A 21,990-nucleotide genomic window follows, 5' to 3' on the forward strand; every position below is an offset into this window, starting at 1 on the left:
AGCTTCATTCTATTGTCAGGGTGTTGTCGGAATAGGTAAGGTTCACACGGTCAAAGGCATTCAGCAGTTCAATGTTCTGCTGGAGAGATGCCTGCTTGTCCCATTTGAAGAAAAGCCGTACATGGGCTGCGCCCGGGTTCAGCACTTTCACCTCTGCATGATAGTACTGTCCCATCGTCTCGATGATGGTCTTCAGTGATACATTCTCAAATACAACCAGCTGCACGGGGATGCTGTCTTTCTGTGGAAGAAGCGTGCGTGTAAGACTGTCAATGACAGCTTTACGTTGTTCCCGTATCTGTTTTAATGAGTCGGCTACGGTTGTCCGCTGTATCTGTGGCTGTGGATTGATTGGCTGTTTGTTACCGAAGAAAGGCAGAATGCCCAACTGTACGGTTGCTGCAAAGGCAAGTCCTGATGCAAAGACAATGCCTGCGATAGATGCTGCTATCTTCATCCTGCTGCGCTGTTGTGGTACAGAGTGCTGGGCAGAGAAGTGTTCCCACTCTTCCTCTACGTTTACTTCTCCAGCTTCATTACGTATCATGGCACGCTTGGTCATGGCTAAATCCTGCACAAAGGTACGAATCTCCTCGTCGGCAAGCAGTGTTTCAATCTGCTCATCGGTATATTTTTCGGGATGTTCCTGCATGTCAAGGAACTGCATCCTTTTCTCTTCTGACTGATTCTTGTTCATTGTCGTGCTTGTTTTAGTTGTTCTTTGATGGTGTCGATAGCTGCTGAAAGATGATGATAGACCGTCACCCGACTCACGTCCAGTTCGTCTGCAATGCGCTGGAAGGGCAGCCCCTGCAGATGTCGAAGACAAAGAATCTGGCGACGGATGGGCGGATCAAGAAGTTCGATGATGTGCATCAACCGGTCAAGCAGTTCGTTGTCCTGTTCGGAAAGGACGGTCTCAGCATCTGCCAGAAGCAGCTTCGCCGTCCGTTCCCGTATGTCCTTCTGCACAATGATATTCAGACAACGGTTGCGGACAGCCCTCACGAGGTAGCCTTCTTCCGTCTCTGGCAGCAGGACGATCTGCTCGCTCAGCACATGGGAGAAAACGTCACTCACCACGTCCCTGCACTCGTCACAGTCGTAGAGAATGCTCCTTGCCACCCGGTACATCGGCTGGTAATAACGTTTGAAGAGCCTTTCTATGTCAGTCTTTTCTTGTTTCATACATTATCCTTACAGTTCAGCAACTGAAAATGTAAAGCAGAACAATGATTTTTTTGCATCAGACTGCAAAGATAATCACTTTGCGGTAATTAACGTCTTCTACCGATGTTGTTTCTCCTGTTCATGGGGGTAAATAAAGCAGGTAAGGTGCATTTTGTTCCTGAACGGTATGACCTGTATGCACTTGATGCGACAGATTGTAACGGTGTGGACTCTCAGCACACTTGGTGACGGGTATCAACACACTTGGTGTCGGGCATCGGCACGATCGGTGACGGTCATCACATTGGCCGGGAAGTGGCTGTCTGCAGTCCTTTTGCAGTGCTTAATATATTTTCTGATTTCTAATTTCAGCTTTCTAAATACTTTTCTTACCTTTGCACAGCATATATAAACAAAGAAACGAATGAAGAAATTTACTTTTCTCCTTGTTGTCATGGCAGCCGTGCTGGCATTCAGCTCATGTAACAAGTCCGAGACCTATGCCGATCAGCTGGAGCGGGAGAACAATGCCATTAACGCTTTCATTGTCAAAAAAGGCATCAACGTCATCAGTGAAGGGCAGTTTGCGAGCCAAGGGAATACGACTGACGTGACGAAGAACCAGTATGTCCATTTCTCCAATACAGGCGTGTATATGCAGATTGTGGAGAAGGGTACAGGCGAGCCTGTCAGAAAAGGCGAGACGGCAACGGTTCTCTGTCGTTTTACGGAGTGGAATCTTATCAGGGACACGCTGCAGCTGTCTAATCAGTTCCTCGTCTTCGGTCCGAAAGTAGACAAGATGTCTGTTACGAACACGAGCGGTACTTATACAGCTTCCTTCGACCGTACTTCCAGTGTGATGTACGATGCCTACAAGAGTACGTCAGTACCCGGTGGGTGGCTGGTCCCCATGCCCTATGTCAGGCTGGGCAGGCTGTCTTCTGCAACCTCTAAGCTGGCGCACGTGAAGCTCATTGTCCCTTCGCAGCAGGGACAGATCAATGCCTCACAGGCTGTCTATCCCTGTTTCTACGACCTTACGTTCCAGAGGGGACTCTGATGGAAAGGTAAAAAAGGAAAAACGGTAAAAGGGACAATACCCTCAAAATACATTTGGAGTATGACACTTATCAAATCAATTTCCGGCATCCGTGGTACAATCGGAGGTCGTGCGGGAGACACACTGAACCCGCTGGACATTGTTAAATTCGTTTCAGCATACGCTACTTTCATTGCGCGTAAGCATCCCGGAAAGAAGCTGAAGATCGTCGTCGGCCGCGATGCACGCATCTCCGGCCCGATGGTCAAGAATGTGGTATGCGGCACGCTGATGGGAATCGGTGCTGATGTAGTGAACATCGGACTGGCAACTACTCCTACGACCGAGCTGGCTGTGCGTATGAGCTGTGCGGACGGTGGAATCATCATCACCGCTTCCCATAATCCCCGCCACTGGAACGCCCTGAAACTTCTGAACGAGGAGGGCGAGTTCCTGACGGCTGCCGACGGTGCAGAGGTGCTCGACATTGCGGTTCGTGAAGACTTTGAATATGCAGATGTAGACGGATTGGGCAGCTATACGGAAGATGATTCGTTTGACCGACGGCATATTGAAGAGGTGATGAACCTCGAGCTGCTCGACCTTGAAGCTATCCGCAAGCGCAGATTCCGTGTCGTCGTAGACTCCATCAATTCTGTCGGCGGTGTCATCTTGCCTAAACTTCTCGACCGGCTGGGTGTAGAATACAAGTTCCTCAATGGAGAACCTACGGGTGACTTTGCCCACAATCCGGAGCCTGTCGAGAAGAACCTCACGGGCATTATGGATGAGGTCGCAAAGGGCGGTTACGATCTGGGGATCGTTGTCGATCCTGATGTGGACCGTCTGGCATTCATCCAGGAAGACGGCAAGATGTACGGCGAGGAATATACACTCGTCACGGTGGCTGACTATATTCTCGACCACGTGAAAGGCAGTACCGTAAGCAATCTCTCTTCCACCCGTGCCCTGCGTGATGTGACCGAGAAACATGGCTGTAAGTATTATGCCTCTGCGGTCGGCGAGGTGAACGTGACCACGAAGATGAAGGAAGTGGGAGCTGTCATCGGCGGCGAGGGCAATGGCGGTGTAATTTATCCGGAAAGCCATTACGGACGTGATGCCCTCGTCGGTATCGCCCTCTTCCTCAGCTCTCTGGCACAGAAGGGCATGAAGGCAAGCGAGCTGCGCAGGACTTTCCCGGCGTATTTCATCGCCAAGAACCGCATTGACCTCACGCCGGAGACCGATGTCGATGCCATTCTCAAGCGGGTGAAAGAGCTTTATGGGAAGGAGAAGGACGTGCAGGTTACGGACATCGACGGTGTGAAGCTCGACTTCCCTGACGCATGGGTGCATCTCCGCAAGTCGAATACCGAGCCGATTATCCGTGTCTACAGCGAGGCCGATACGATGGAAGCCGCTGACGCATTGGGAAAGAAACTCATGCAGGTGGTTTATGATATGCAGTAGATTCACCTTATTATATTAGCAGGAAGAAGACGGATGCTTCTGAATGGCTGGGAATGAAGAACACGGTCATTTCATCGAACATCACCCTTGCCTCTTTAGCCTCGGTCATCCTCCTGTCGATGGGGTAGTATGAAAGCCTCCGCATCAGTTCAAGGTGAAGAAGGGCAGACGTTATGAATGTTATTTCACGTCTGTTTCCGCATATAACACTTTATAAAGGACAAGATGCCAAGAAAGAAGAAAGCTGGAAAAGGTCAGCAGCAGTTCCTCTCGCCCGAGAAATATCTTCGGACGAAAGTCAGGACGCTGCAGAAAGGACTGTGCTACCGTTCTTCCAGCCTGTTTGAGGTGGGAGAAGGATATGTCATCGTCACAAGAAAGCATACGGGAGGAAAAATCAGCTTTGCAGATTATCTCATAGACACTTATTGTGTCGGAGTGAAAAATTCTTTTTACAAGTTGAGGATTGAAGAAGACGAGTTTGAGGACTTCTTAAACCGTGCCTCAGAAGAAGATAACCTCATAGAATGCAGCTATGAAGAAGCGCACAACATTGTCTACGGTGCTGTTGAGTTTGCCGGTGAGGCTGATATAGATCCCGACAAGAGCTTTGCGCTCTCAAGGTATATGCTGGAAGAAGACACGGAAGATGTCCCGCTCATCGAGTACGAGTTCGGAAAAGGCGGCAAGCATTTCCTCGTTGCCTCCAGCGGGTTTGAAGCCAGCAAGTATCTGCTGAAACTGAAGAAAACTTATGGAACAGATTTCAAATATATTGTGCCTTGTACAGACTTCGGTGTAGACGACAGCGACTATGAGAAAAACCCGACTTACGGTCTTAAGACAAAATATACTTATACTCCCCCGCGATACGCCGAAGCCTGGGGCGTACATAACAAATGGCTTGTTGAGGAACTGAGCAAGCCGGAGAATTCCTTGTGGTTGGAAGACGAATTGATTGACCGTATTCTTGCCTTGCCAGAGGAGGAACTCCGCGCTGATTTAGAAGCCATCATCCGTTATGTCATGACGATAACAAGCGAAGGCAAGATACCGGAAGGTTTTGATGACGGGAAGTATAACGGAATACTTGTCTCTTCCATCATCCTGTTAGGCGAGGTGGGCAACAATGAGAGCAGTCTCGACCTGATACTGGAATGCTGCAGGCAGTCGGAAGGTTTCTATGACTATCATTTCGGCGATTTTGCCAATGAAATCATAGTCCCGACATTGTATAAACTGGTGACACCAGACAAGTTCGCTAAGCTGCTTGAATTCATGAAAGAGCCGGGGCTTTATTCAATATTTAAGTATTACGTGAGTTGCACAATGGCACAGCTCGCCCGTAGGAAACCGGAGCAGCGGCAAGCCTGTCTGGAATGGTTCAGCAGTCTTATCACCTTTGCAACGGAAATACTTCCCAAGGTACAGTATATTGATGGCCGTCTGGCAGGATTTATAACTGCAGATGCAGTCAGTCTGCATACGGAAGAATTATTGCCTGGGTTAAAGGCAATGTATGCTACAGGATGTGTAGACCAGCAGATCTGTGGAAGGATTGACGAGGTGGGAAAACTCATCCTCCATGAAAGGGATAAGGATGTATTTAAGTCTTCCCACTTTGAGGTCCACGAACGCTTTGCCGACATGAAATCCCGATTCGGGAACTCATAATATTTTTAAAACAGGGAAGGGAGGCCGGCGAGGCTTCTCTTCTTTTTTAGGCTGATTCTAAAGACTTTCCTCTAAAGGAAAGACGCTTTCTTTATCCAACTGGCTTATAATTCGGGAATTTTATCTAATTTGTAGTACTTCGCCTTTCAGACGAGCAGATTCCGCTTTCTCCTTGAAAGAGCATGGCAGGACGGTGCGACTGAAAGAGCAAGCAGATTGTGCCGTATAAAAGCAAAGGCACAAAGAGTTGACAATGTTCACATAGACAAAAGTCCGATGACAAAAGTTCAATGTGGATTTTTAGGACCTGCCTTTCATGATTCCGGTCTTCATAAAAAGAAAGCAAAGCACGTATATTAGCTTTTTTTTCGTTATCTTTGCAGCAACAAAACATTGGGAACAAGTATGGAGACTGCGAAGAAGTATCTGTTGGGGATGACACTTGGCGAGCTGAAAGAGGTCGCAAAGTCGCTCGGTATGCCGGCTTTCACGGGTGGACAGATGGCTAAATGGCTTTATACACAACAGGTGGAAAGCATTGACGAGATGACGAATATCTCGAAAGCAAACCGGGAGAAGCTGGCGGCAGCGTATGCCATCGGCTGCAAGGAACCGACTGATGCGCAGTATTCCAAGGACGGAACAGTCAAATACCTCTTCCCTACGGACAGCGGCAAGTTCGTCGAGACAGTCTATATACCCGAGGACGGCCGCGCCACACTGTGTGTCTCCTCGCAGGTAGGATGCAAGATGAACTGCCTCTTCTGCCAGACGGGGAAACAGGGCTTTGAGGGCAGCCTCTCGGCAACAGATATTCTCAACCAGGTCTATTCGCTTCCGGAACGTGACAAGCTGACGAACATCGTCTTCATGGGGCAGGGCGAACCGATGGACAACCTCGACAATGTATTGCGTGTGACGGAGATACTGACTGCCGGGTTCGGCTATGGATGGTCTCCCAAGCGCATCACGGTGAGCAGCGTGGGCATCAAAGGCAAGCTGAAGCGTTTCCTTGAGGAGAGCGACTGTCATGTCGCCATCAGCATGCACTCGCCGCTTCATGAACAGCGTTCGGAACTGATGCCGGCAGAAAGGGGGATGTCTATCGAGAGCATTGTCGATCTGCTGGGCAATTATGACTTCTCTCACCAGCGGCGTCTGTCGTTTGAATACATTGTCTTCAAGGATGTAAACGACTCTGAAGCTCATGCCAAGGCCATCGTGCGCCTGCTCAAAGGACTGGACTGCCGCATCAACCTCATCCGTTTTCATCCGATTCCCAATACTCCATTGCAGGGCGTTGACGACCGAAAAATGGAGGAGTTCCGGAACTATCTGACACAGCATGGTGTCTTCACGACGATTCGTGCCAGTCGTGGACAGGACATCTTTGCCGCCTGCGGTCTGCTTTCTACGGCAAAGGAGAAGGACGGAAGGAAGGGAAAGAGTAAGACGGTAAAAGAGTAAAAAGGTAAAAAAGGTAAAGCTGTAAACATTGAAGAGTAAGTAGGAAAAGAACATAACCATACAAGATATAGATATATGAACGAGAATAAAAAAGTCCGCGTAGCAATCACACACGGAGATACGAACGGCATTGGATATGAATTGATTTTCAAGACTTTTGCCGAACCAGAGATGCTGGAACTCTGTACGCCTATCGTCTATGGCTCGCCGAAGATTGCCGCTTACCACCGCAATGCGCTGGGTATTGAAGCGAATTTTACCATTATCAAGGATGCGAAAGATGCACAGGAGGGACGGCTCAACCTGCTGCCAGTGTTCGACGACGAGATAAAGGTGGAACTTGGGGTAGCCTCAGAAGAATCGGGTGCAGCAGGCCTCCGGGCTGTCGACAGGGCTTTGGACGACTACCGTCAGGGCTTGTTCGATGTATTGGTGACAGCACCTGTCGACAACAACGAGCAGTTCCACTTCAGCGGCCAGAGCCGGTATATCGAAGACCATCTGGAGACAGAAGGACAGGGACTTTCCGTCCTTGTCAACGAGGAACTGCGTGTAGCACTTGCCACCCGTAACCTGCCTTTGCGCCAGGTGGCAGAGTCCATTTCCAAGGAAAGCATCATCAATAACGCAACCACTCTCTTCCGGAGTCTGCGACGCGACTTCCGTCTTTCCAGTCCGCGTATCGCAGTACTTGGGCTGAACCCCAAGGCCGGTGACAACGGACTGCTGGGTTCAGAAGAACAGGAATTTATTTCGCCTGCTATCGACGAGCTTGCCGACAAGGGCATCCAGGCTTTCGGTCCCTATCCGGCGGACACGTTCTTCGGCTGCAGCCATGCCGGGGAGTTCGACGGTATACTGGCAATGTATTACGAACAGGGACTGTCCCCCTTCCGTACTCTCTCCGCATGCCGGGGCATCAATTATACGGCAGGACTGCCCCTTGTCCGTACTTCTGCAGAAATACCCGACAGTCTTCCGCTGGCAGGCAAGGGAGTTGCTGATGAGCAGTCCTTCCGCCACGCCGTTTACCTTGCTATCGACATTTTCCGCAACCGTGCCGAATATGACGAGCCCATGGGAAATCCGCTGCCGAAGCTTTACAAGGAAAAACGGGACGAAAGTGACAAGGTGCGCTTTGCCATCCCACGCAAGCGTGAAGACCGCACACCGCACGGGACCGCACACCGCAATCCGAAAGAGGCACATTAAGATGGGTGGCCAGGGAGACAAGTGGGCCATGCCGGCTTTTCTGTCCCTTAGCAGAAAGGAGAATACGGACACAGAGCCATCTTGTCTGGCCTCTTTATCAGCGATTGTTTATGGAAAAGAAGTATCAGAACATCTTCTTCCTCTTCGGCTTGGCTGTTCTTGTCGTCATGGTGACACAGCTCGACTTTGCCGATGTATGGCACAATCTCCAGCATGCCGGATACTGGTTTCTTGCGGTGGTTGTCCTGTGGGCGTTCCTCTATATCTTCAATACGGCAGCCTGGCTGACGATTATTCGCAGCCAGAGCCACGACCCGATGGAGCGGAAGCGAGTTTCGTTCCTTTGGCTTTATAAGGTTACGGTATCAGGATTCGCACTCAATTATGCAACGCCTGGCGGACTGATGGGCGGCGAACCATACCGTATCATGGAGCTGACACCGAAAATCGGTGCAGAGCGTGCAACGTCATCCGTCGTCCTCTATGCCATGACGCATATCTTCAGTCATTTCTGGTTCTGGCTTCTTTCCATGTTTCTTTTCGTCTTCACGCAGCCCGTCAGTTTTTTCATGGGAACAATGCTCACGCTGACAGGTGCGTTCTGCATCTCCGCTATCTGGTTCTTCCTCACAGGCTACAAAAAAGGGCTGGCGGTCCGTGTGATGAACCTTGTACGTCATATTCCTTTCATTAAGAAATGGGCAGAGCCGTTCGTTGCGGACCATAAGGAAGAACTTGACAGGATTGACAGTCAGATAGCTTCGCTTCATAACCAGAACCCACGTACATTCCTTACGGTCGTATTGCTCGAACTCTCCTGCCGGATATGCAGTGCGTCGGAGATATTCTTCATTCTTTTGGTTCTTTTCCCATCTGTCAATTACCTTGACTGTGTCCTTATTCTTGCTTTCACCTCCCTTTTTGCCAATATGCTCTTTTTCATGCCCCTGCAGTTAGGAGGCCGTGAGGGGGGCTTTCTCATGTCTGTTACCGGCTTGGGACTTTCCACCAGTGCCGGAGTCTTTGTCGCGCTCCTCGTCCGTATCCGCGAACTTATCTGGACAGCCGTCGGGCTGCTGCTGATCAAGTTGGAGAAGAGAAGAGCCCGGTAGCTATGTCAGTTGGCAGAATCCTGATCGGTACTGCTCTTGGATTCTGACAGGACTGTCCCGGAGATTTCTACAGCCAGAGAGGCTGCCTGTCCGGTTCTCAAGCTGTCGGTTAGGTGTATGCGCCTGTTTGTTCGGATGGAGGTTCCCAACCGGTTGGGAATCCTGTTCCCGGTGCTTGGGAATCTTGTCCCCAGTGCTTGGGAATCCTGTCCCCAGTCGGTTGGGAATATTGTTGCATTGTGGTTTGATGTTTTTGCTGACAGCTTTTCGCCTTACTTTTCAACTTGGTTGACTGTTTTAAGGACTTAATTTTAATTGTTGTTGACAGTATTTTGTTTTAATCATGTTTGAAGTTTACACATCTTAGATGACACGAAAAGATAGTCTTTCCGTTGGAGGAAGAACTGGAGAGATAACGATGTTATGTTTCTTTTATGGATGCAGAATGTGGAGCACGGAAAGGAACACGAAAAGGTATGGGACAGTTGTTAAAGTCTGCCAAAATTGCAGTTTTGTCAAATATAATAGGTAATTTTGTCAGTTAAATGAATACAACAGAACTGCAACGAACCAAACAAAGATATAACATCGTAGGCAACAGCGATGGATTGAACCATGCTTTGGATGTCGCCCTGCAGGTGGCACCTACGGATCTGTCTGTACTGATTGTCGGCGAAAGCGGTGTGGGCAAGGAGATTATACCACGTGTTATTCACGACAGTTCTCCCCGTCGCCGCGAGAAGTATTTTGCCATCAACTGTGGCTCCATCCCTGAAGGGACTATTGACAGCGAGCTCTTCGGACATGAGAAGGGCTCCTTTACCGGTGCCGTCGGCGAAAGTGAAGGCTATTTCGGTATCGCCAACAAAGGAACGATTTTCCTCGATGAGGTCGGCGAACTGCCCATGGCAACGCAGGCGCGGCTGCTCCGTGTGCTGGAAACAGGCGAATATATCCGTGTGGGCGGACAAGAGATACGCAAGACGGACGTGCGTATTGTGGCCGCCACCAACGTCAATATGCGCAAGGCCATCAGCGAGGGGAAGTTCCGTGAAGACCTGTTCTACCGACTGAACACCATTCCTATCCAGATGCCCCCGCTCCGTGACCGTGGCGGGGACATTGTCCTGCTCTTCCGTCTCTTTGCCATGCAGATGGCGGAAAAATACCATCTGCCGAAAATCACGCTCACGGAGGAGGCACGCCAGATACTGCTACAATATAAGTGGCCGGGAAATGTCCGCCAGCTGAAGAACATCACCGAGCAGATGTCTGTTCTCAGTGAAAAACGGGAGATCGATGCCGATACGCTGCTCCGTTTCATTCCACGGGATCAGGACAGTACCGAACTGTCTACGGTGCAGGGGAACGGGACGCACACCTACGAGAGTGAACGGGAGATACTCTACAAAATCCTCTATGAACTGAGAGGAAACGTAAGCGACCTGCGCCGCGACCTCAACAACGTCCGCAAGCAGCTGGAGGAGAGCAGGCAGCTCAACGGTGCAGCTGGTTTCCAGCCGGCAGCACCCGCAGTTTCCAATCTTCCGGTTGCAGCAAACAAGCAGACGATCAATCCGCCGGCAGCCATCAGTCAGGTGGAGGATGCCGAGGCGGAAGAAATTTCCGAACCGGAGACACTTAACCTGAACGACATCGGAAAGCAGCTGGTCGAGAAAGCACTGGAACGCAACAACGGAAACCGGAAGAAGGCGGCACAGGAACTGGGTATCAGTGACCGTACGCTCTATCGGCGTATCAGACAGTACGGATTAGACAAAGATTAAAACAGAGGCTATGAAAGGAATGCCATCTACCGGCGACATGATGAAGGCCGGAAAGGGACTTACGGCAGCCCGCCTGTTAAGGTGGGGTGTGCCGGCAGTCTGTCTGCTGTTGCTGGCAGCCTGCAGCGTGTCCTATAAGTTCAATGGCGCAAGTATAGACTATAATAAGGTACATACCATACAGATTGCCGATTTCCCCATTCGTTCCACTTATGTCTGGGGCCCGATGGGACCGATGTTCAACAACCAGCTCAAGGATGTTTTTGCCAACCATACCCGCCTGCAGCAGGTGAAGCGCAACGGAGACATGAAAATCGAGGGTGAAATCACGCAGTATCAGCAGCGCAACAAGAGTGTGTCGAGTGAGGGGTATTCGGCTCAGACAGAGCTTTCCATCACGGTCAACGTACGCTTCACGAACAATACGAATCACAGAGAAGACTTCGAGCGGCAGTTTACTGCCACTTCAAGCTACGAGACAAGCCGGAGTCTGAACTCGGTACAGGAAGAGCTTGTCACGCAGATGGTGAAAGACCTTACCGACCAGATTTTCAATGCCACGGTTGCCAACTGGTAGCTCTTTTCTGCTTCTTGTCCTCGTGCGTCCCTGTCTGTCATCGGTTTTCTTGTCGTCAGCCGTCGCCGCCCCCTGCCGCCTGTCATCGCTTATCACTGCTCAACAACTTCTATGGACATAGCCCGACTCATCAACCATCCGGAGAATCTGAACAAGGAGACCCTATACGGTCTCCGGAGTATGCTTGCGCTCTATCCCTATTACCAGCCTGCACGTATCCTGCTGTTACAGAACCTCTTTCTACTGCATGACTCTACATTCGACGACGAGCTGCGCCGTGCCGCCGTGTATATTTCCGACCGCCGTGTCTTATTCAAACTCGTTGAAGAAGCGCATTATCAGTTGGTTTCACAGCACACTCAGGCTGTGGATGGTCCGGTCGGTAGTGAAGGGGAGACGGGAGAGGAGAAAGATCGCACCAGTTTGCTTATCGACAGTTTCCTCGAACAGATTCCAGAGGAGGCCGGTGATTCTCAGAAGAATGGGACACAGCGCAGGCCGACTCCTGCCGATGCCACAGTAGACTACGTTGCCTATCTGTTGGAAAGCGGGAGCGGACAGCAAAAAGAAACGGCTCCGCAGCTCAAGGGACAGGAGCTGATCGACGACTTCATCTTCAACGAGGGGGGAAGAATCACTTTACAGGAAGAGACAGAGTACGAGCCTGAAGGACCTGATGGAATTGAAGATGTCGAGAATGAGGATACCGGGTATTTCACAGAGACATTGGCAAGAATCTATATCAAGCAAGGGCGATATTCAAAGGCATTGGGAATAATTAAGCGATTAAATTTGGTTTATCCGAAAAAAAATCGTTACTTTGCAGACCAAATACGGTTTCTGGAGAAACTGATAATAAACAACAATAAAAAATAAAAGAAGAAAATGTACACGTTATTCGTAATCCTTATCGTGATTGCAGCACTCTTGATGATAGGTGTCGTACTGATTCAGGAGTCAAAGGGTGGTGGGCTTTCATCAAACTTCTCATCATCTAATGCCATCATGGGAGTCCGCAAGACGACTGACTTTATCGAGAAGACTACTTGGGGGCTGGCGATAGCCATGGTCGTCATCAGCGTTGCCAGTGCTTATGTCGCACCTACAGCAAACACAGATGAGAGTGTTATCGAGAAGGCTGCGACAGAGGGTAACACGACAAACCCGAACAACTTGCCTAATTTCGGTGCAAGCCAGCAGAAACAGGCTGCTCCGGCTGCACAGGGCGGTGCCGCACAGACTCCTGCCACCCCTTCTGCACCTGCAAAATAACAAACAAATGCAAAAAAGTACGGGAAATGTTTGCCTAAAACAAATAAAACCCGTACCTTTGCACTCGCTAAAATGAAACAGCCGTCATAGCTGTGGAAATAGCCGACATGGTGGATGTAGTTCAGTTGGTTAGAGCGTCAGATTGTGGTTCTGAATGTCGTGGGTTCGAGTCCCACCCTCCACCCTCCAAGAAACAAGCGGAAATCCTTTATGTAAAGGGCTTCCGCTTTTCTCTCTATAGACAGAAATGCAACCGGAAACATACTGGCAACGTCCGTAACTTTAAATTGCAATATTTTTTTAACTGAAGTCTGCCTGAATTCTTTCAAGACATTGGTCAGGAGACCGAAAGCTGATCGTTTGTTGGAAAATAGTGAGACGGAGGCTTGGGATATTCATCAGGGGAGAAGGAAACCGTATCGTTTTGGAGGAACTGGAATGGGGTGTACAGCTTATGCCAAGGCGATATAAACAGCACACAGTGCCAGGGTGATGGAACTTATGCGTGCAGCCTGTTGCTGGTAATCTGTAAAGAATCTCCGGAGACAACTGCCTGCTGCCAGCCAAAGCAGGTTGGCACCCGGACCGGCTATCAGCAGCCATGCTCCTACGGCAAGCAGATCGGCCAGTTCATTGCTGTAGGGCAGTACAAAAGTACTGAAAGCGGTCAGGTCGAACAGCGGCATCTTGGCATTTGTCATCTGTACCAGCATTCCGCTTGTGAAACTGCAATCATCATGCTTTCCGCCAGACTCCTGTCTGTTTTTCTTCACCTTATATGCCAGAAACAGTATATAGGCTGCTCCAAGATATTTCAGATATTGAATATATCCCGCAAAGGCGAGCCCAATACAGTGAGCCAGTACGGCCATCAGGCATACTGCAATGGAAAATCCTGTCAGCAGGCCGAACCACATGACAAGTGACTGTCTCCTTCCATACTTCAAAGACATGGCAAGAGAATAGATGTTGGCTGGACCTGGCGTGTATCCGACAACCAATATCTGCAGGAGCAAACTGGGGAGAAGCGAGAGCGGCATATTGCTGTTGTGGGTTTTATAGGAAACGCTGTATCATGACCGGACGGTTCGGCATGAGACTGCAAATTTACGAATAAAATCGCACACAGCTTTCTTTTCATTCTCAGAATTGCATTGTGTCTTCTGTTCTGATGGCAGTTCTGACAGCCGGACCAGCCCAGACATTCAAGATAGAAGTGTAATGTTTGTGACATTCTCAACGTTAGGCAACAAGCCTTCTGAAATATTCATTTTCGTTTTTTTTGTTCCAACTGATTTATAATTCGGGAATTTTATCTAAATTTGTACCTCATTATCAGCGAACAGAGACAGGAGCTGTTCTGTGGCCCTCAATGATAAGTCAGATACAGAATATGCCATTAATATTACCCGGCGGACTTCCCGCTATCGATATACTGAAACGCGAGAACATCTTTATCAGAGATGTATCGCAAGGGCAGGGAAGCGTAGAACGGCGGCTTCGCATAGTTATACTTAACCTCATGCCATTAAAGGAAGTGACGGAAACCGACTTCGTGCGTCTGCTGTCCAACAGTCCGCTTCAGTTGGAAATCTGTTTCATGAAGCTACGGAGTCATGTCTCCAGGCATACGACAGCGGAACACATGAAGAGGTTTTACCGTGACTTTGGTGATATTCGCAAGGAACGGTTCGACGGATTGATTGTCACCGGTGCGCCTGTCGAGGGAATGCCTTTCGAAGAGGTAGACTATTGGGACGAGCTTACAGAGGTCTTCGACTGGGCGCGGCAGTATATCACCTCGACGCTTTATATCTGCTGGGCAGCTCAGGCAGGGCTTTATCATTTCTATGGTATCCCGAAGCATCCTTTGGATAAAAAGATGTTTGGAATCTTTCCGACTGTTGTGTTGAGTCCCGATCTGCCGATTTTCCGTGGATTCGATGATGTCTTCCAGATGCCGCAGAGCCGTCATACAGAGATACGGCGTGAAGATATTGAGCCGGTAGCCGGTCTCGAAGTCATAGCCGACTCGGCAGAGAGCGGTGTGTCAATAGTCATGTCGCATAGTGGGTGCGAGTACTTTATCACGGGTCATCTGGAGTATGCTCCCGATACACTTGACAGGGAGTATCACCGTGATCTTGGCAGACGGAATGATGTTGCAGTCCCCAGGCATTATTACCGTGAGGACAAGCCGGAGAAAGGGCCGCTTGTAACCTGGCGCGCACATGCTAATCTACTGTTTTCCAACTGGATTAACTGGGTGCTGGGGGATAGGTGATGGGAGTTGATGAGATGAACTTTTGCAGTTCATCCATCCTCTCTAATCATTCATATTCACATCGCCTCACATTCTCCATCCATATGCACTCATGCCCATCATATAACCCATCCATATGCACTCATCATCACCGGTCTTTCATCGTCCATCACCCATTCCGATAGAATTACTTGCCCCGGCAAAGAATTTAGCATGCGGCATTGCTGCCATCGACCATGGTGCAGATGCCGTATATATCGGAGCTTCCCGCTTCGGTGCCCGCCAGTCGGCAGGCAATAGTGTGGAAGACATCCGTACACTGTGTGAGTATGCCCACCGGTATCGTGCTACCGTCCATGTCACCCTCAATACGATTGTCTATGATAACGAACTGGCGGAGACGCTTTCTCTTGTCCGTACACTTGTCAAGGCCGGTGTTGACGCTTTCCTTCTACAAGACATGGGGCTGATGAGCGAGGTCAGAAAGATAGTCCCCGACACTGTGGCCCTTCATGCCAGCACGCAATGTGATACACGGACGGCAGAGAAGGCCGGATGGCTGGCCAGGCAGGGTTTCGACCGTGTCGTGCTGGCTCGTGAACTGTCTTCCGATGAGATAAAACGGATTCACAAACAGCTGCCCGGGCTTGAGCTGGAAGCATTTATACATGGCGCTTTGTGTGTAAGCTATAGTGGAATCTGCTATGCCTCACAGTACTGTTTCGGCCGTTCCGCCAATCGTGGTGCCTGTGCCCAGTTCTGCCGGCTGGCATTCGATCTGGTCGATTCTGCTGGCAGGACCATAGAACATCAGCGGCATTTACTGTCGCTGAAAGATATGAGTCAGATTGACAACCTTGAGGCATTCATACGCTCTGGTGCGTGTGCCTTCAAGATAGAAGGTCGTCTGAAAGATGTTGACTACGTGAAGAACGTCGTCTCGGCTTACAGTCAGCGTATTGACGAGATAATACGCAGATATCCAGACGAGTTCCGTCGGGCATCGCTGGGAAAGGTTCGCTATTCGTTCACTCCCGACCTGAAAAAGACATTCAACCGTGGCTATACCGATTACTTCTTCAAAGGGCGGCAGGCTGACATTTTCTCACCTGATACGCCAAAGGCATTGGGAGAGTTTGTCGGAACGGTGAAGGAAATTCGCCGCGACAGCTTCAATGTAGCCGGTACGGCGACTTTTGCCAATGGGGATGGGCTATGCTTTCTCACAAGCAAGCGGGCTGACGGACCGACAGGCAGGCAAGTCGGTGGTGCAAGTAATCTGCAAACAACCGCCCCGTCTGCTCGTCACCCCGTCATCCCGCCCACTCATTTAGAGGGTTTTCGTATAAACCGTGTTGCAGGCAACCGGCTTTATCCGTTCAAGATGCCAAGAGGATTGAAACCCGGTATGGCTCTGTATCGTAACCAGGACCAGGCCTTTGATAAAATATTGAGTGGGAAGACGGCGGAGCGCAAGATTCCAATAAAGATACGGTTTGGGGTCAAGACTTCCTCCACCCTCTCTGAAGCGCACTCATCAGATACTTTGGAATTTCATGGAAATATATGGGTGAAAGCAGAGATGAGAAGTGGGGGAGACGTGGCTGAGGCATCAGTCCCTTTCGCTCTCCAGGTGGCCCGGAAGCCGCAGCACGACAATATTGTCCGCCAGCTAACGAAACTGGGAAATACGGTTTATACATGTACGGATGTGGAGATAGAAGAGGGGGGAGGGCGGTTCTTCCTGCCAAGCAGTGTGCTTGCCGAACTGCGCCGTAACGTGGTCGGGCGACTTGATGAACAGGTAAGGGGAATGAAGCGCATGACCATTCACCGTCTCTCTGTACATGAAGAGATAAGTGATAAGTCCCGGTTCTCGTCGGTAAATCCTTCCCAGTATGAGAAATTCCCCTACCTATATAATATCTCCAATGATGCTGCACGCCGGTTCTATGTGCAACAGGGACTCGGAACGGTCCGCCCGGCCTTTGAGATTGAGCCGTCCAAGAGCACTCCGATTCTCATGCAGTGCCGTCATTGCATCCGTTATTCCCTCGGCTACTGTGTCAGACGTGGCGGACGGAAGCCTGTATGGCAGGAGCCTCTCTTTCTCGTACTGCCCGACAAACGCCGCTTCCGTCTGGAGTTCGACTGTGAGCACTGCCAGATGAACATTCACCCAGCATAAGGCAGAATCCTTCCCGAAGCCTTGGACCAAGCGGTCTGTCCGCAGGGTATTTTGACAAGCAAAATCTTAACAAGTCAGCCTTTCCAGCCTCCTGGAAGGCTTAAATTCAAGCAATATGCGAAGAAGTTATTCTCTGTTACCGATAATTCTCTTAGGAATAAGTTTGCTGATGGCAGGCTGCTACCACAAGAAGACACCCTCTTCTTTCCGTCTGCCCGACAGTATACAGGAAGCCCAGATTTCCCGACGCCTGCAAGCCGGGGGGGATTCCCTGTTGAAACAGAGCGACAGTACAACAGATGATTGGCAGGGAGCGGCAGGCAGCGTCGATTCGCTTTCCTTCCGTGTAAAGCATCATTATTCACAGGGATTCAACTTTGTCGTCACGTCCGATTCTCTGATGCTGATTCGCCAGCAGCCCGAGGAAGCCGTGAACCGGATGGAGACGGACTCCTTTGCCGTGCGGAGGGGAAAAGGCATCGTGGTGGCCGATGTGCGCATTCTCCCGAATGACAAGCAGGATTCAGTCTGGGTAGAGATAGCCACGGAGGACTATGCTTTTGGATGGGTCCATGAGGGGCATCTGTTGAAGCAGGTTGATCCGGACGATCCCATTTCGCAGTTTATCTCTACTTTTTCGAATATCCACCTGCTCATCTTCCTGATTATCATATCTGTCATAGCCGTGGGATACCTTGCCCGCAAGATACTGAAGCAGAACGCACATATCGTACACTTCAACGACATCAACTCCCTGTACCCAACGCTGCTGGCTGTCATCGTAGCCCTCTCGGCAGCTTTCTATGCCAGCATTCAGCTCTTTGCACCGGAGACATGGCGTGAGTTCTACTTCCATCCTTCGCTCAACCCCTTTTCCCAGCCCTTGCTGCTCAATATCTTCCTGGTGCTTGTATGGGCGATGCTGATTATTGCCATTGCGACGGTAGATGATGTGCGCAGGTTGCTGCAGCCGGCTGAGGCTCTCCTTTATCTTTCCGGACTTGCAGCGGTGTGTGCCGTCAATTACATTGTCTTCTCGGTTCTCACCTTATACTATATAGGCTATCTGCTTCTTCTCGCCTATATCTACTATGCCTTCCGTATATATATGCGGCATAGCAGCGAGACTTATTACTGTGGCAGTTGCGGCAGACGGCTGCACCGGAAAGGCCGGTGTCCACACTGCGGGGCAGTGAATGAATAGCCTCCTTTCCCCATGGAACTATCATTTACACTGCACACTGATTCTTTACTGTCAGTGTGCCGAGGGTAAACACCATTGGTGCTGAGGGTGTACACCCATGGTGTCAAGGCTCAGTACGGATCACGCTAAGTATTAATCTGACAGAAGTAGTTTGTTATTCGGATAGAAGTTTGTTTGCAGAAAGTAAGCTTTCTGAATAAACATCTGCCCCCCGATAAAGAGTCTGCCGCAGAAGAATATACTTTAGGATAAAACATAGCCTGACATTCATCCAAGGCAGATGCGCCTGTGACCGGTCTGTTGTGAAATTATTTTCCTGTCACTGCCGTCACACTGTAAATACATATAACACACTAATAGACAATGTATTTGTGAAGACTGTTAAAAGTGACAGCAAATGAGAAATAAACTTTTGCAATAAACAGTTGGTAATTCTGTCCTCATTGTCAGCATCCTAGCCACTCTAAACTTTAGGAGTTTTTTTCATAAGTAGAATGATCTTACACCCTATTCAGATGGTCTCCTATGAACGCATAAATCCCGGTCTCCATACTTGGAGCCGGGATTATGTTGTTTGTTTGGAATAGTTTTGCTTTGTTTTGCTTAAGCTTCAGGCTTTACAGTCTTTGCAGCGTAGGCTTCCTCGGAAAGGACGGAGACAGTACTCTTATTGTACTTGCCCCTGTGGAAGTAAACGACACCGTCTGCAAGTGCATACAGTGTGTCATCCTTACCCTGTGCAACATTCTCGCCTGGGAAGTGCTTGTTGCCACGCTGGCGAACGATGATGTTGCCTGCAACAATCTTCTGTCCACCCCAGATCTTGACACCTAAACGCTTTGAAGCTGATTCGCGACCGTTCTTAGAACTACCTACACCTTTTTTATGTGCCATTCTTAAGTCCTCCTTTTTAAGCGTTAATTGATTTGATTTCTACCTGAGTGAAGTGGGTACGGTGACCGTTCTTCTTCCTGTAGTCCTTGCGACGCTTCATCTTGAAGACGATTACCTTGTCGCCTTTTACGAGAGGAGCTACTACCTCAGCTACTACCTTGGCACCCTCAACAGTCGGTGCACCTACTGTGACTGTTCCGTTGTTGTCAACCAGCAGAACCTTGTCAAACTCAACAGCCTTGCCTTCTTCCGCATCCTTGATGTGGTTTACGAAGAGCTTCTTGCCCTCCTCAGCCTTGAACTGCTGACCGTTAATTTCTACAATTGCGTACATTTTATTATTGTAAACGGGTTTGTACCGCTGGGCGGCTGAGCATCTTTCCAGCACTTGTTCTGAGCCCGAAACGGCATAATCGGATGCAAAGTTACTAAAATTTAATGTTATACGGATAAGTACGTATGGTTTTTCCTCCCTTGTTAACAATAATTAAAGACGGGTTTTGAAAATCCTTTGAGGTTTTTCAGAACCCGTTTTTAGCGTAGACTTCTTTTCCGGACTATCTGGTCAGTCCTTCAAAGGTATATTCTTCCAGAATTTCGAGTTGGCGGTCATCTTCCTGATAGATGTTGTCGATGTCAAACTCATGTTCATTGTGCATTTTCGGTTTACGCCTCATAGACTTGTCCTCCATAGAACAGCTCCCTGCCGCAGGGGCTGCCTTCGATAATGAGTGATAGGGGAGCGGCAATCCCCTGCTTCCTCGGTTACAAATATATGAAAAAGATTTGAGACATCTGTCAACAGACATGATTTTTTATGGCAGTTTCTGAAATCACCTTTATAGTACATCTGCTTTTCAGGCGATCAGATTCAGCTTTTTCCTTGAAAGAGCATAAGAAGGCAGTGCGACTGGAAGAGAAAGCAGAGCGTGCCGTATAAAAGCATGAAGACACAAGGAGCTGGCAATGTCTATAATAAACATTCATGTAGGCAAAGGTCCAACTTGGAATTTTCAGAATATGCTTTATATGTCTGGATGTATCTTCTGTCTGTCGTGGAGTGGAGATGTTTCACAAAGTTCATTTTAATTTGCTTATTTGAAAAGAATACGATAACTTTGCCTGTCCAAACCCCAAGACCGTTTACCCTATGGAGAAAGTAAAGCTACGTAGTGATCAGGAGATGAAATGGAAAACGCTCTCTTCCGAGCAGGTTGTCAATCGTCCATGGCTGAAGGCAAGACGTGATACCGTCCAGCTGCCTGATGGCAGGATATATGATGAATATTACGTACTTTCGTACCCGGGATGGGTCAATGTGATAGCAGAGACGGAAGATGGAAATATTATTCTGGAACGCCAGTACAGGCACGGTCTCGGCATTGTGTCAACAGAAATCTGTGCCGGGGTGATGGAAGAAGGTGAGACCCCATTGCAGGCGGCCCGGCGAGAGTTGAAGGAAGAAACCGGGTTTACCGGTGGCGAGTGGGAGAGAATCATGACCATAGCCCCCAACCCGGGTGTAATGGACAATCTCTGTCATTGCTTCCTTGCCCGTGGGGTAAAGAAGACGGACAGACCGCACCTTGATGAAACAGAGGATATTGACGTCTGTCTGTATCCCAAAGAGGAAGTCAAGCGGATGCTGCAGGACGGCGACTTTATCCAGGCTTTGATGGTGGCTCCTTTGTGGAAATATTTTTCATCATCGCATCCCTCTCCAGTGTGTGGTCTGGTACAAAATGATTGAACTATGATAACGAAAGACAGCATTGAAGAGGCCTTCTGCTTCTTCCATCAGAAGTATCAGGTTTATGCCTTTTCGCACAGCGAGCGGCAGAAAGACGATATCGAGTATGCCATCAGTTCGTATGTGGAGTCGATGAATCCGGAACTTTATGCGAGGCTTGCAGCAGGAAAGAAAGACTTTCTGTTGACACACTCAAGGTTTGCAGAGGATATGAAAGAGGCTCTCAGCGGTCTTTCCTTGGAGTGATGGCTATCTTCACATTCCTGTATCCCATTGCCTTCAGGAACTGTGAGAACTGCAGACGGGCATTTTCCTCGGCGGCCTTGAGGTTCTCGGATGTCATACAGCGGGCAAGCATTTTTTTGTATGCCCGGTCGTAAAGCTGATTACGATCAGCCGGAGACCAGTCTCCTTTCTCGAAGAAAGAGCGTGACCTGGCTTCGTCGATGAAATTAGAATCAAGCAGTTCTATGGATGGAAGTCGGGCTGCTATAATGCTGTCATTCTCAACGTGAATCCAATGAGGATGAGCTTTATGGAGATCGATGCCGAAGCGTAAAGTTCCATAGTAGATACGTACAAGCTCTGCATCGGAGAAGAACCCTCGCTTTACCGTATCGATAAGTTCTTCATCATTGACAGAAAGGAATTCCCACTGTCCAATGTCCTGAATCTGTCGGATCTGTGTCGGTGTGATGTCTATGTGCTGATCAGCTTCCACGTTGACCCTGTTGGATGAATTAAGCCATAGAAAAAGAATAATGCCGAGGCTGATGAGAGCAAAGAGAATCAGGAGGCGGAATCTGTACAACATCGGAACTATGTTGATAATCCGGTGACTGCTCTTCCCGCTTCCTTGTTTCACCATCTTGGTAATGAATTCGCCTTTTTGTCTGTTTCCCATT

The 21,990-nt window shown here is 49.3% G+C and carries 21 protein-coding genes and 1 tRNA gene; 16 read left to right on the forward strand and 6 right to left on the reverse strand.

Going from position 1 to position 21,990, the window contains the following annotated elements; genetic code table 11:
* Positions 1–4 precede the first annotated feature (4 nt).
* A complete protein-coding gene (locus tag DYH27_RS02880) occupies positions 5–697 on the reverse strand; it encodes a DUF4974 domain-containing protein (protein ID WP_029216452.1) in 693 nt (230 codons plus the stop codon).
* Positions 694–1,188 (reverse strand): sigma-70 family RNA polymerase sigma factor, encoded by a 495-nt coding sequence (locus tag DYH27_RS02885; protein WP_025067648.1) that lies wholly within the window; start codon positions 1,186–1,188, stop codon positions 694–696. Before DYH27_RS02885 ends, DYH27_RS02880 begins: the two co-directional genes overlap by 4 nt.
* 406 nt (positions 1,189–1,594) lie before the next feature.
* Between DYH27_RS02885 and DYH27_RS02890 the strand changes: the two genes are divergently transcribed.
* From DYH27_RS02890 to DYH27_RS02940, 11 genes are all read left to right on the forward strand, one after another.
* Positions 1,595–2,233 carry a DUF4827 domain-containing protein gene (locus DYH27_RS02890; RefSeq protein ID WP_029216453.1) on the forward strand — a complete coding sequence of 213 codons (639 nt, stop codon included), beginning with the start codon at positions 1,595–1,597 and terminating at the stop codon, positions 2,231–2,233.
* Between the two features lie 60 nt (positions 2,234–2,293).
* Positions 2,294–3,685 (forward strand): phosphoglucosamine mutase, encoded by a 1,392-nt coding sequence (gene glmM, locus DYH27_RS02895; RefSeq protein WP_025067647.1) that lies wholly within the window; start codon positions 2,294–2,296, stop codon positions 3,683–3,685.
* Between the two features lie 225 nt (positions 3,686–3,910).
* Complete coding sequence (locus DYH27_RS02900; protein WP_025067646.1) at positions 3,911–5,359, forward strand: hypothetical protein; 1,449 nt, start codon at positions 3,911–3,913, stop codon at positions 5,357–5,359.
* A gap of 405 nt (positions 5,360–5,764) precedes the next feature.
* Positions 5,765–6,826, forward strand: a complete 1,062-nt coding sequence (gene rlmN / locus DYH27_RS02905) for a 23S rRNA (adenine(2503)-C(2))-methyltransferase RlmN (protein WP_025067645.1) — start codon at positions 5,765–5,767, stop codon at positions 6,824–6,826.
* A gap of 75 nt (positions 6,827–6,901) precedes the next feature.
* Positions 6,902–8,038 carry a PdxA family dehydrogenase gene (locus tag DYH27_RS02910; RefSeq protein ID WP_029216454.1) on the forward strand — a complete coding sequence of 379 codons (1,137 nt, stop codon included), beginning with the start codon at positions 6,902–6,904 and terminating at the stop codon, positions 8,036–8,038.
* 110 nt (positions 8,039–8,148) lie between these two features.
* Positions 8,149–9,150, forward strand: a complete 1,002-nt coding sequence (locus DYH27_RS02915) for a lysylphosphatidylglycerol synthase transmembrane domain-containing protein (RefSeq protein WP_025067643.1) — start codon at positions 8,149–8,151, stop codon at positions 9,148–9,150.
* A 545-nt stretch (positions 9,151–9,695) separates the two neighbouring features.
* On the forward strand, positions 9,696–10,937 hold the full coding sequence (locus DYH27_RS02920; RefSeq protein WP_004354177.1) for a sigma-54 interaction domain-containing protein: 1,242 nt from the start codon (positions 9,696–9,698) through the stop codon (positions 10,935–10,937).
* A gap of 40 nt (positions 10,938–10,977) precedes the next feature.
* Positions 10,978–11,514: an LptE family protein gene (locus DYH27_RS02925; protein WP_025067642.1), complete on the forward strand. Its 537-nt coding sequence runs from the start codon at positions 10,978–10,980 to the stop codon at positions 11,512–11,514.
* Between the two features lie 111 nt (positions 11,515–11,625).
* Positions 11,626–12,390 carry a hypothetical protein gene (locus DYH27_RS02930; protein ID WP_025067641.1) on the forward strand — a complete coding sequence of 255 codons (765 nt, stop codon included), beginning with the start codon at positions 11,626–11,628 and terminating at the stop codon, positions 12,388–12,390.
* 9 nt (positions 12,391–12,399) lie between these two features.
* On the forward strand, positions 12,400–12,786 hold the full coding sequence (gene secG, locus DYH27_RS02935) for a preprotein translocase subunit SecG (RefSeq protein WP_025067640.1): 387 nt from the start codon (positions 12,400–12,402) through the stop codon (positions 12,784–12,786).
* A gap of 109 nt (positions 12,787–12,895) precedes the next feature.
* Positions 12,896–12,971, forward strand: a tRNA-His gene (locus DYH27_RS02940).
* A gap of 267 nt (positions 12,972–13,238) precedes the next feature.
* Here the strand turns inward: DYH27_RS02940 and DYH27_RS02945 are convergent.
* Positions 13,239–13,826 (reverse strand): LysE family transporter, encoded by a 588-nt coding sequence (locus DYH27_RS02945; RefSeq protein WP_029216455.1) that lies wholly within the window; start codon positions 13,824–13,826, stop codon positions 13,239–13,241.
* Positions 13,827–14,179: 353 nt separating this feature from the next.
* On the opposite strand from DYH27_RS02945, the gene DYH27_RS02950 reads away from it, so the two are divergent.
* The 3 genes from DYH27_RS02950 (at position 14,180) to DYH27_RS02960 (ending at position 18,441) form a co-directional block, all read left to right on the forward strand.
* The gene (locus tag DYH27_RS02950) at positions 14,180–15,070 is read left to right on the forward strand and encodes a homoserine O-succinyltransferase (protein ID WP_025067639.1); all 891 of its coding nucleotides are present in this window, start codon (positions 14,180–14,182) and stop codon (positions 15,068–15,070) included.
* A 115-nt stretch (positions 15,071–15,185) separates the two neighbouring features.
* Positions 15,186–17,237 (forward strand): peptidase U32 family protein, encoded by a 2,052-nt coding sequence (locus tag DYH27_RS02955; RefSeq protein ID WP_025067638.1) that lies wholly within the window; start codon positions 15,186–15,188, stop codon positions 17,235–17,237.
* A gap of 115 nt (positions 17,238–17,352) precedes the next feature.
* Positions 17,353–18,441 (forward strand): hypothetical protein, encoded by a 1,089-nt coding sequence (locus DYH27_RS02960; RefSeq protein WP_029216456.1) that lies wholly within the window; start codon positions 17,353–17,355, stop codon positions 18,439–18,441.
* A 603-nt stretch (positions 18,442–19,044) separates the two neighbouring features.
* Here DYH27_RS02960 and rpmA read toward each other — a convergent pair.
* Both rpmA and rplU read right to left on the reverse strand, forming a co-directional pair.
* On the reverse strand, positions 19,045–19,335 hold the full coding sequence (gene rpmA, locus DYH27_RS02965; RefSeq protein WP_004354217.1) for a 50S ribosomal protein L27: 291 nt from the start codon (positions 19,333–19,335) through the stop codon (positions 19,045–19,047).
* A 16-nt stretch (positions 19,336–19,351) separates the two neighbouring features.
* The gene (gene rplU / locus DYH27_RS02970) at positions 19,352–19,669 is read right to left on the reverse strand and encodes a 50S ribosomal protein L21 (protein ID WP_004354248.1); all 318 of its coding nucleotides are present in this window, start codon (positions 19,667–19,669) and stop codon (positions 19,352–19,354) included.
* Positions 19,670–20,485: 816 nt separating this feature from the next.
* On the opposite strand from rplU, the gene DYH27_RS02975 reads away from it, so the two are divergent.
* Together DYH27_RS02975 and DYH27_RS02980 are read left to right on the forward strand one after the other, a co-directional pair.
* Positions 20,486–21,085 (forward strand): NUDIX hydrolase, encoded by a 600-nt coding sequence (locus DYH27_RS02975; RefSeq protein ID WP_025067637.1) that lies wholly within the window; start codon positions 20,486–20,488, stop codon positions 21,083–21,085.
* Between the two features lie 3 nt (positions 21,086–21,088).
* Entirely contained in the window at positions 21,089–21,331 is a 243-nt protein-coding gene (locus DYH27_RS02980; protein ID WP_004354191.1) for a hypothetical protein, read from the forward strand.
* Here the strand turns inward: DYH27_RS02980 and DYH27_RS02985 are convergent.
* Positions 21,309–21,989, reverse strand: coding sequence for a DUF4230 domain-containing protein (locus DYH27_RS02985; RefSeq protein WP_025067636.1), 681 nt, complete (start codon positions 21,987–21,989; stop codon positions 21,309–21,311). The two genes, DYH27_RS02980 and DYH27_RS02985, sit on opposite strands and share 23 nt — an antisense overlap.
* Position 21,990 lies beyond the last annotated feature (1 nt).

The organism is Prevotella denticola, assembly GCF_900454835.1.
GTDB classification, from domain to species: domain Bacteria; phylum Bacteroidota; class Bacteroidia; order Bacteroidales; family Bacteroidaceae; genus Prevotella; species Prevotella denticola.

Bases quoted from the DNA above. Each gene is read 5' to 3' on its own strand.
- DYH27_RS02985 (WP_025067636.1), bottom strand. From the start codon at position 21,989: ATGGGAAACAGACAAAAAGGCGAATTCATTACCAAGATGGTGAAACAA.
- DYH27_RS02885 (WP_025067648.1), bottom strand. From the start codon at position 1,188: ATGAAACAAGAAAAGACTGACATAGAAAGGCTCTTCAAACGTTATTAC.
- DYH27_RS02890 (WP_029216453.1), top strand. From the start codon at position 1,595: ATGAAGAAATTTACTTTTCTCCTTGTTGTCATGGCAGCCGTGCTGGCA.
- DYH27_RS02980 (WP_004354191.1), top strand. From the start codon at position 21,089: ATGATAACGAAAGACAGCATTGAAGAGGCCTTCTGCTTCTTCCATCAG.
- DYH27_RS02950 (WP_025067639.1), top strand. From the start codon at position 14,180: ATGCCATTAATATTACCCGGCGGACTTCCCGCTATCGATATACTGAAA.
- DYH27_RS02910 (WP_029216454.1), top strand. From the start codon at position 6,902: ATGAACGAGAATAAAAAAGTCCGCGTAGCAATCACACACGGAGATACG.
- rpmA (WP_004354217.1), bottom strand. From the start codon at position 19,335: ATGGCACATAAAAAAGGTGTAGGTAGTTCTAAGAACGGTCGCGAATCA.
- glmM (WP_025067647.1), top strand. From the start codon at position 2,294: ATGACACTTATCAAATCAATTTCCGGCATCCGTGGTACAATCGGAGGT.
- DYH27_RS02920 (WP_004354177.1), top strand. From the start codon at position 9,696: ATGAATACAACAGAACTGCAACGAACCAAACAAAGATATAACATCGTA.
- DYH27_RS02955 (WP_025067638.1), top strand. From the start codon at position 15,186: ATGCACTCATCATCACCGGTCTTTCATCGTCCATCACCCATTCCGATA.
- DYH27_RS02960 (WP_029216456.1), top strand. From the start codon at position 17,353: ATGCGAAGAAGTTATTCTCTGTTACCGATAATTCTCTTAGGAATAAGT.
- DYH27_RS02900 (WP_025067646.1), top strand. From the start codon at position 3,911: ATGCCAAGAAAGAAGAAAGCTGGAAAAGGTCAGCAGCAGTTCCTCTCG.
- DYH27_RS02975 (WP_025067637.1), top strand. From the start codon at position 20,486: ATGGAGAAAGTAAAGCTACGTAGTGATCAGGAGATGAAATGGAAAACG.
- rlmN (WP_025067645.1), top strand. From the start codon at position 5,765: ATGGAGACTGCGAAGAAGTATCTGTTGGGGATGACACTTGGCGAGCTG.
- DYH27_RS02925 (WP_025067642.1), top strand. From the start codon at position 10,978: ATGAAGGCCGGAAAGGGACTTACGGCAGCCCGCCTGTTAAGGTGGGGT.
- DYH27_RS02915 (WP_025067643.1), top strand. From the start codon at position 8,149: ATGGAAAAGAAGTATCAGAACATCTTCTTCCTCTTCGGCTTGGCTGTT.
- secG (WP_025067640.1), top strand. From the start codon at position 12,400: ATGTACACGTTATTCGTAATCCTTATCGTGATTGCAGCACTCTTGATG.
- DYH27_RS02930 (WP_025067641.1), top strand. From the start codon at position 11,626: ATGGACATAGCCCGACTCATCAACCATCCGGAGAATCTGAACAAGGAG.
- rplU (WP_004354248.1), bottom strand. From the start codon at position 19,669: ATGTACGCAATTGTAGAAATTAACGGTCAGCAGTTCAAGGCTGAGGAG.
- DYH27_RS02880 (WP_029216452.1), bottom strand. From the start codon at position 697: ATGAACAAGAATCAGTCAGAAGAGAAAAGGATGCAGTTCCTTGACATG.
- DYH27_RS02945 (WP_029216455.1), bottom strand. From the start codon at position 13,826: ATGCCGCTCTCGCTTCTCCCCAGTTTGCTCCTGCAGATATTGGTTGTC.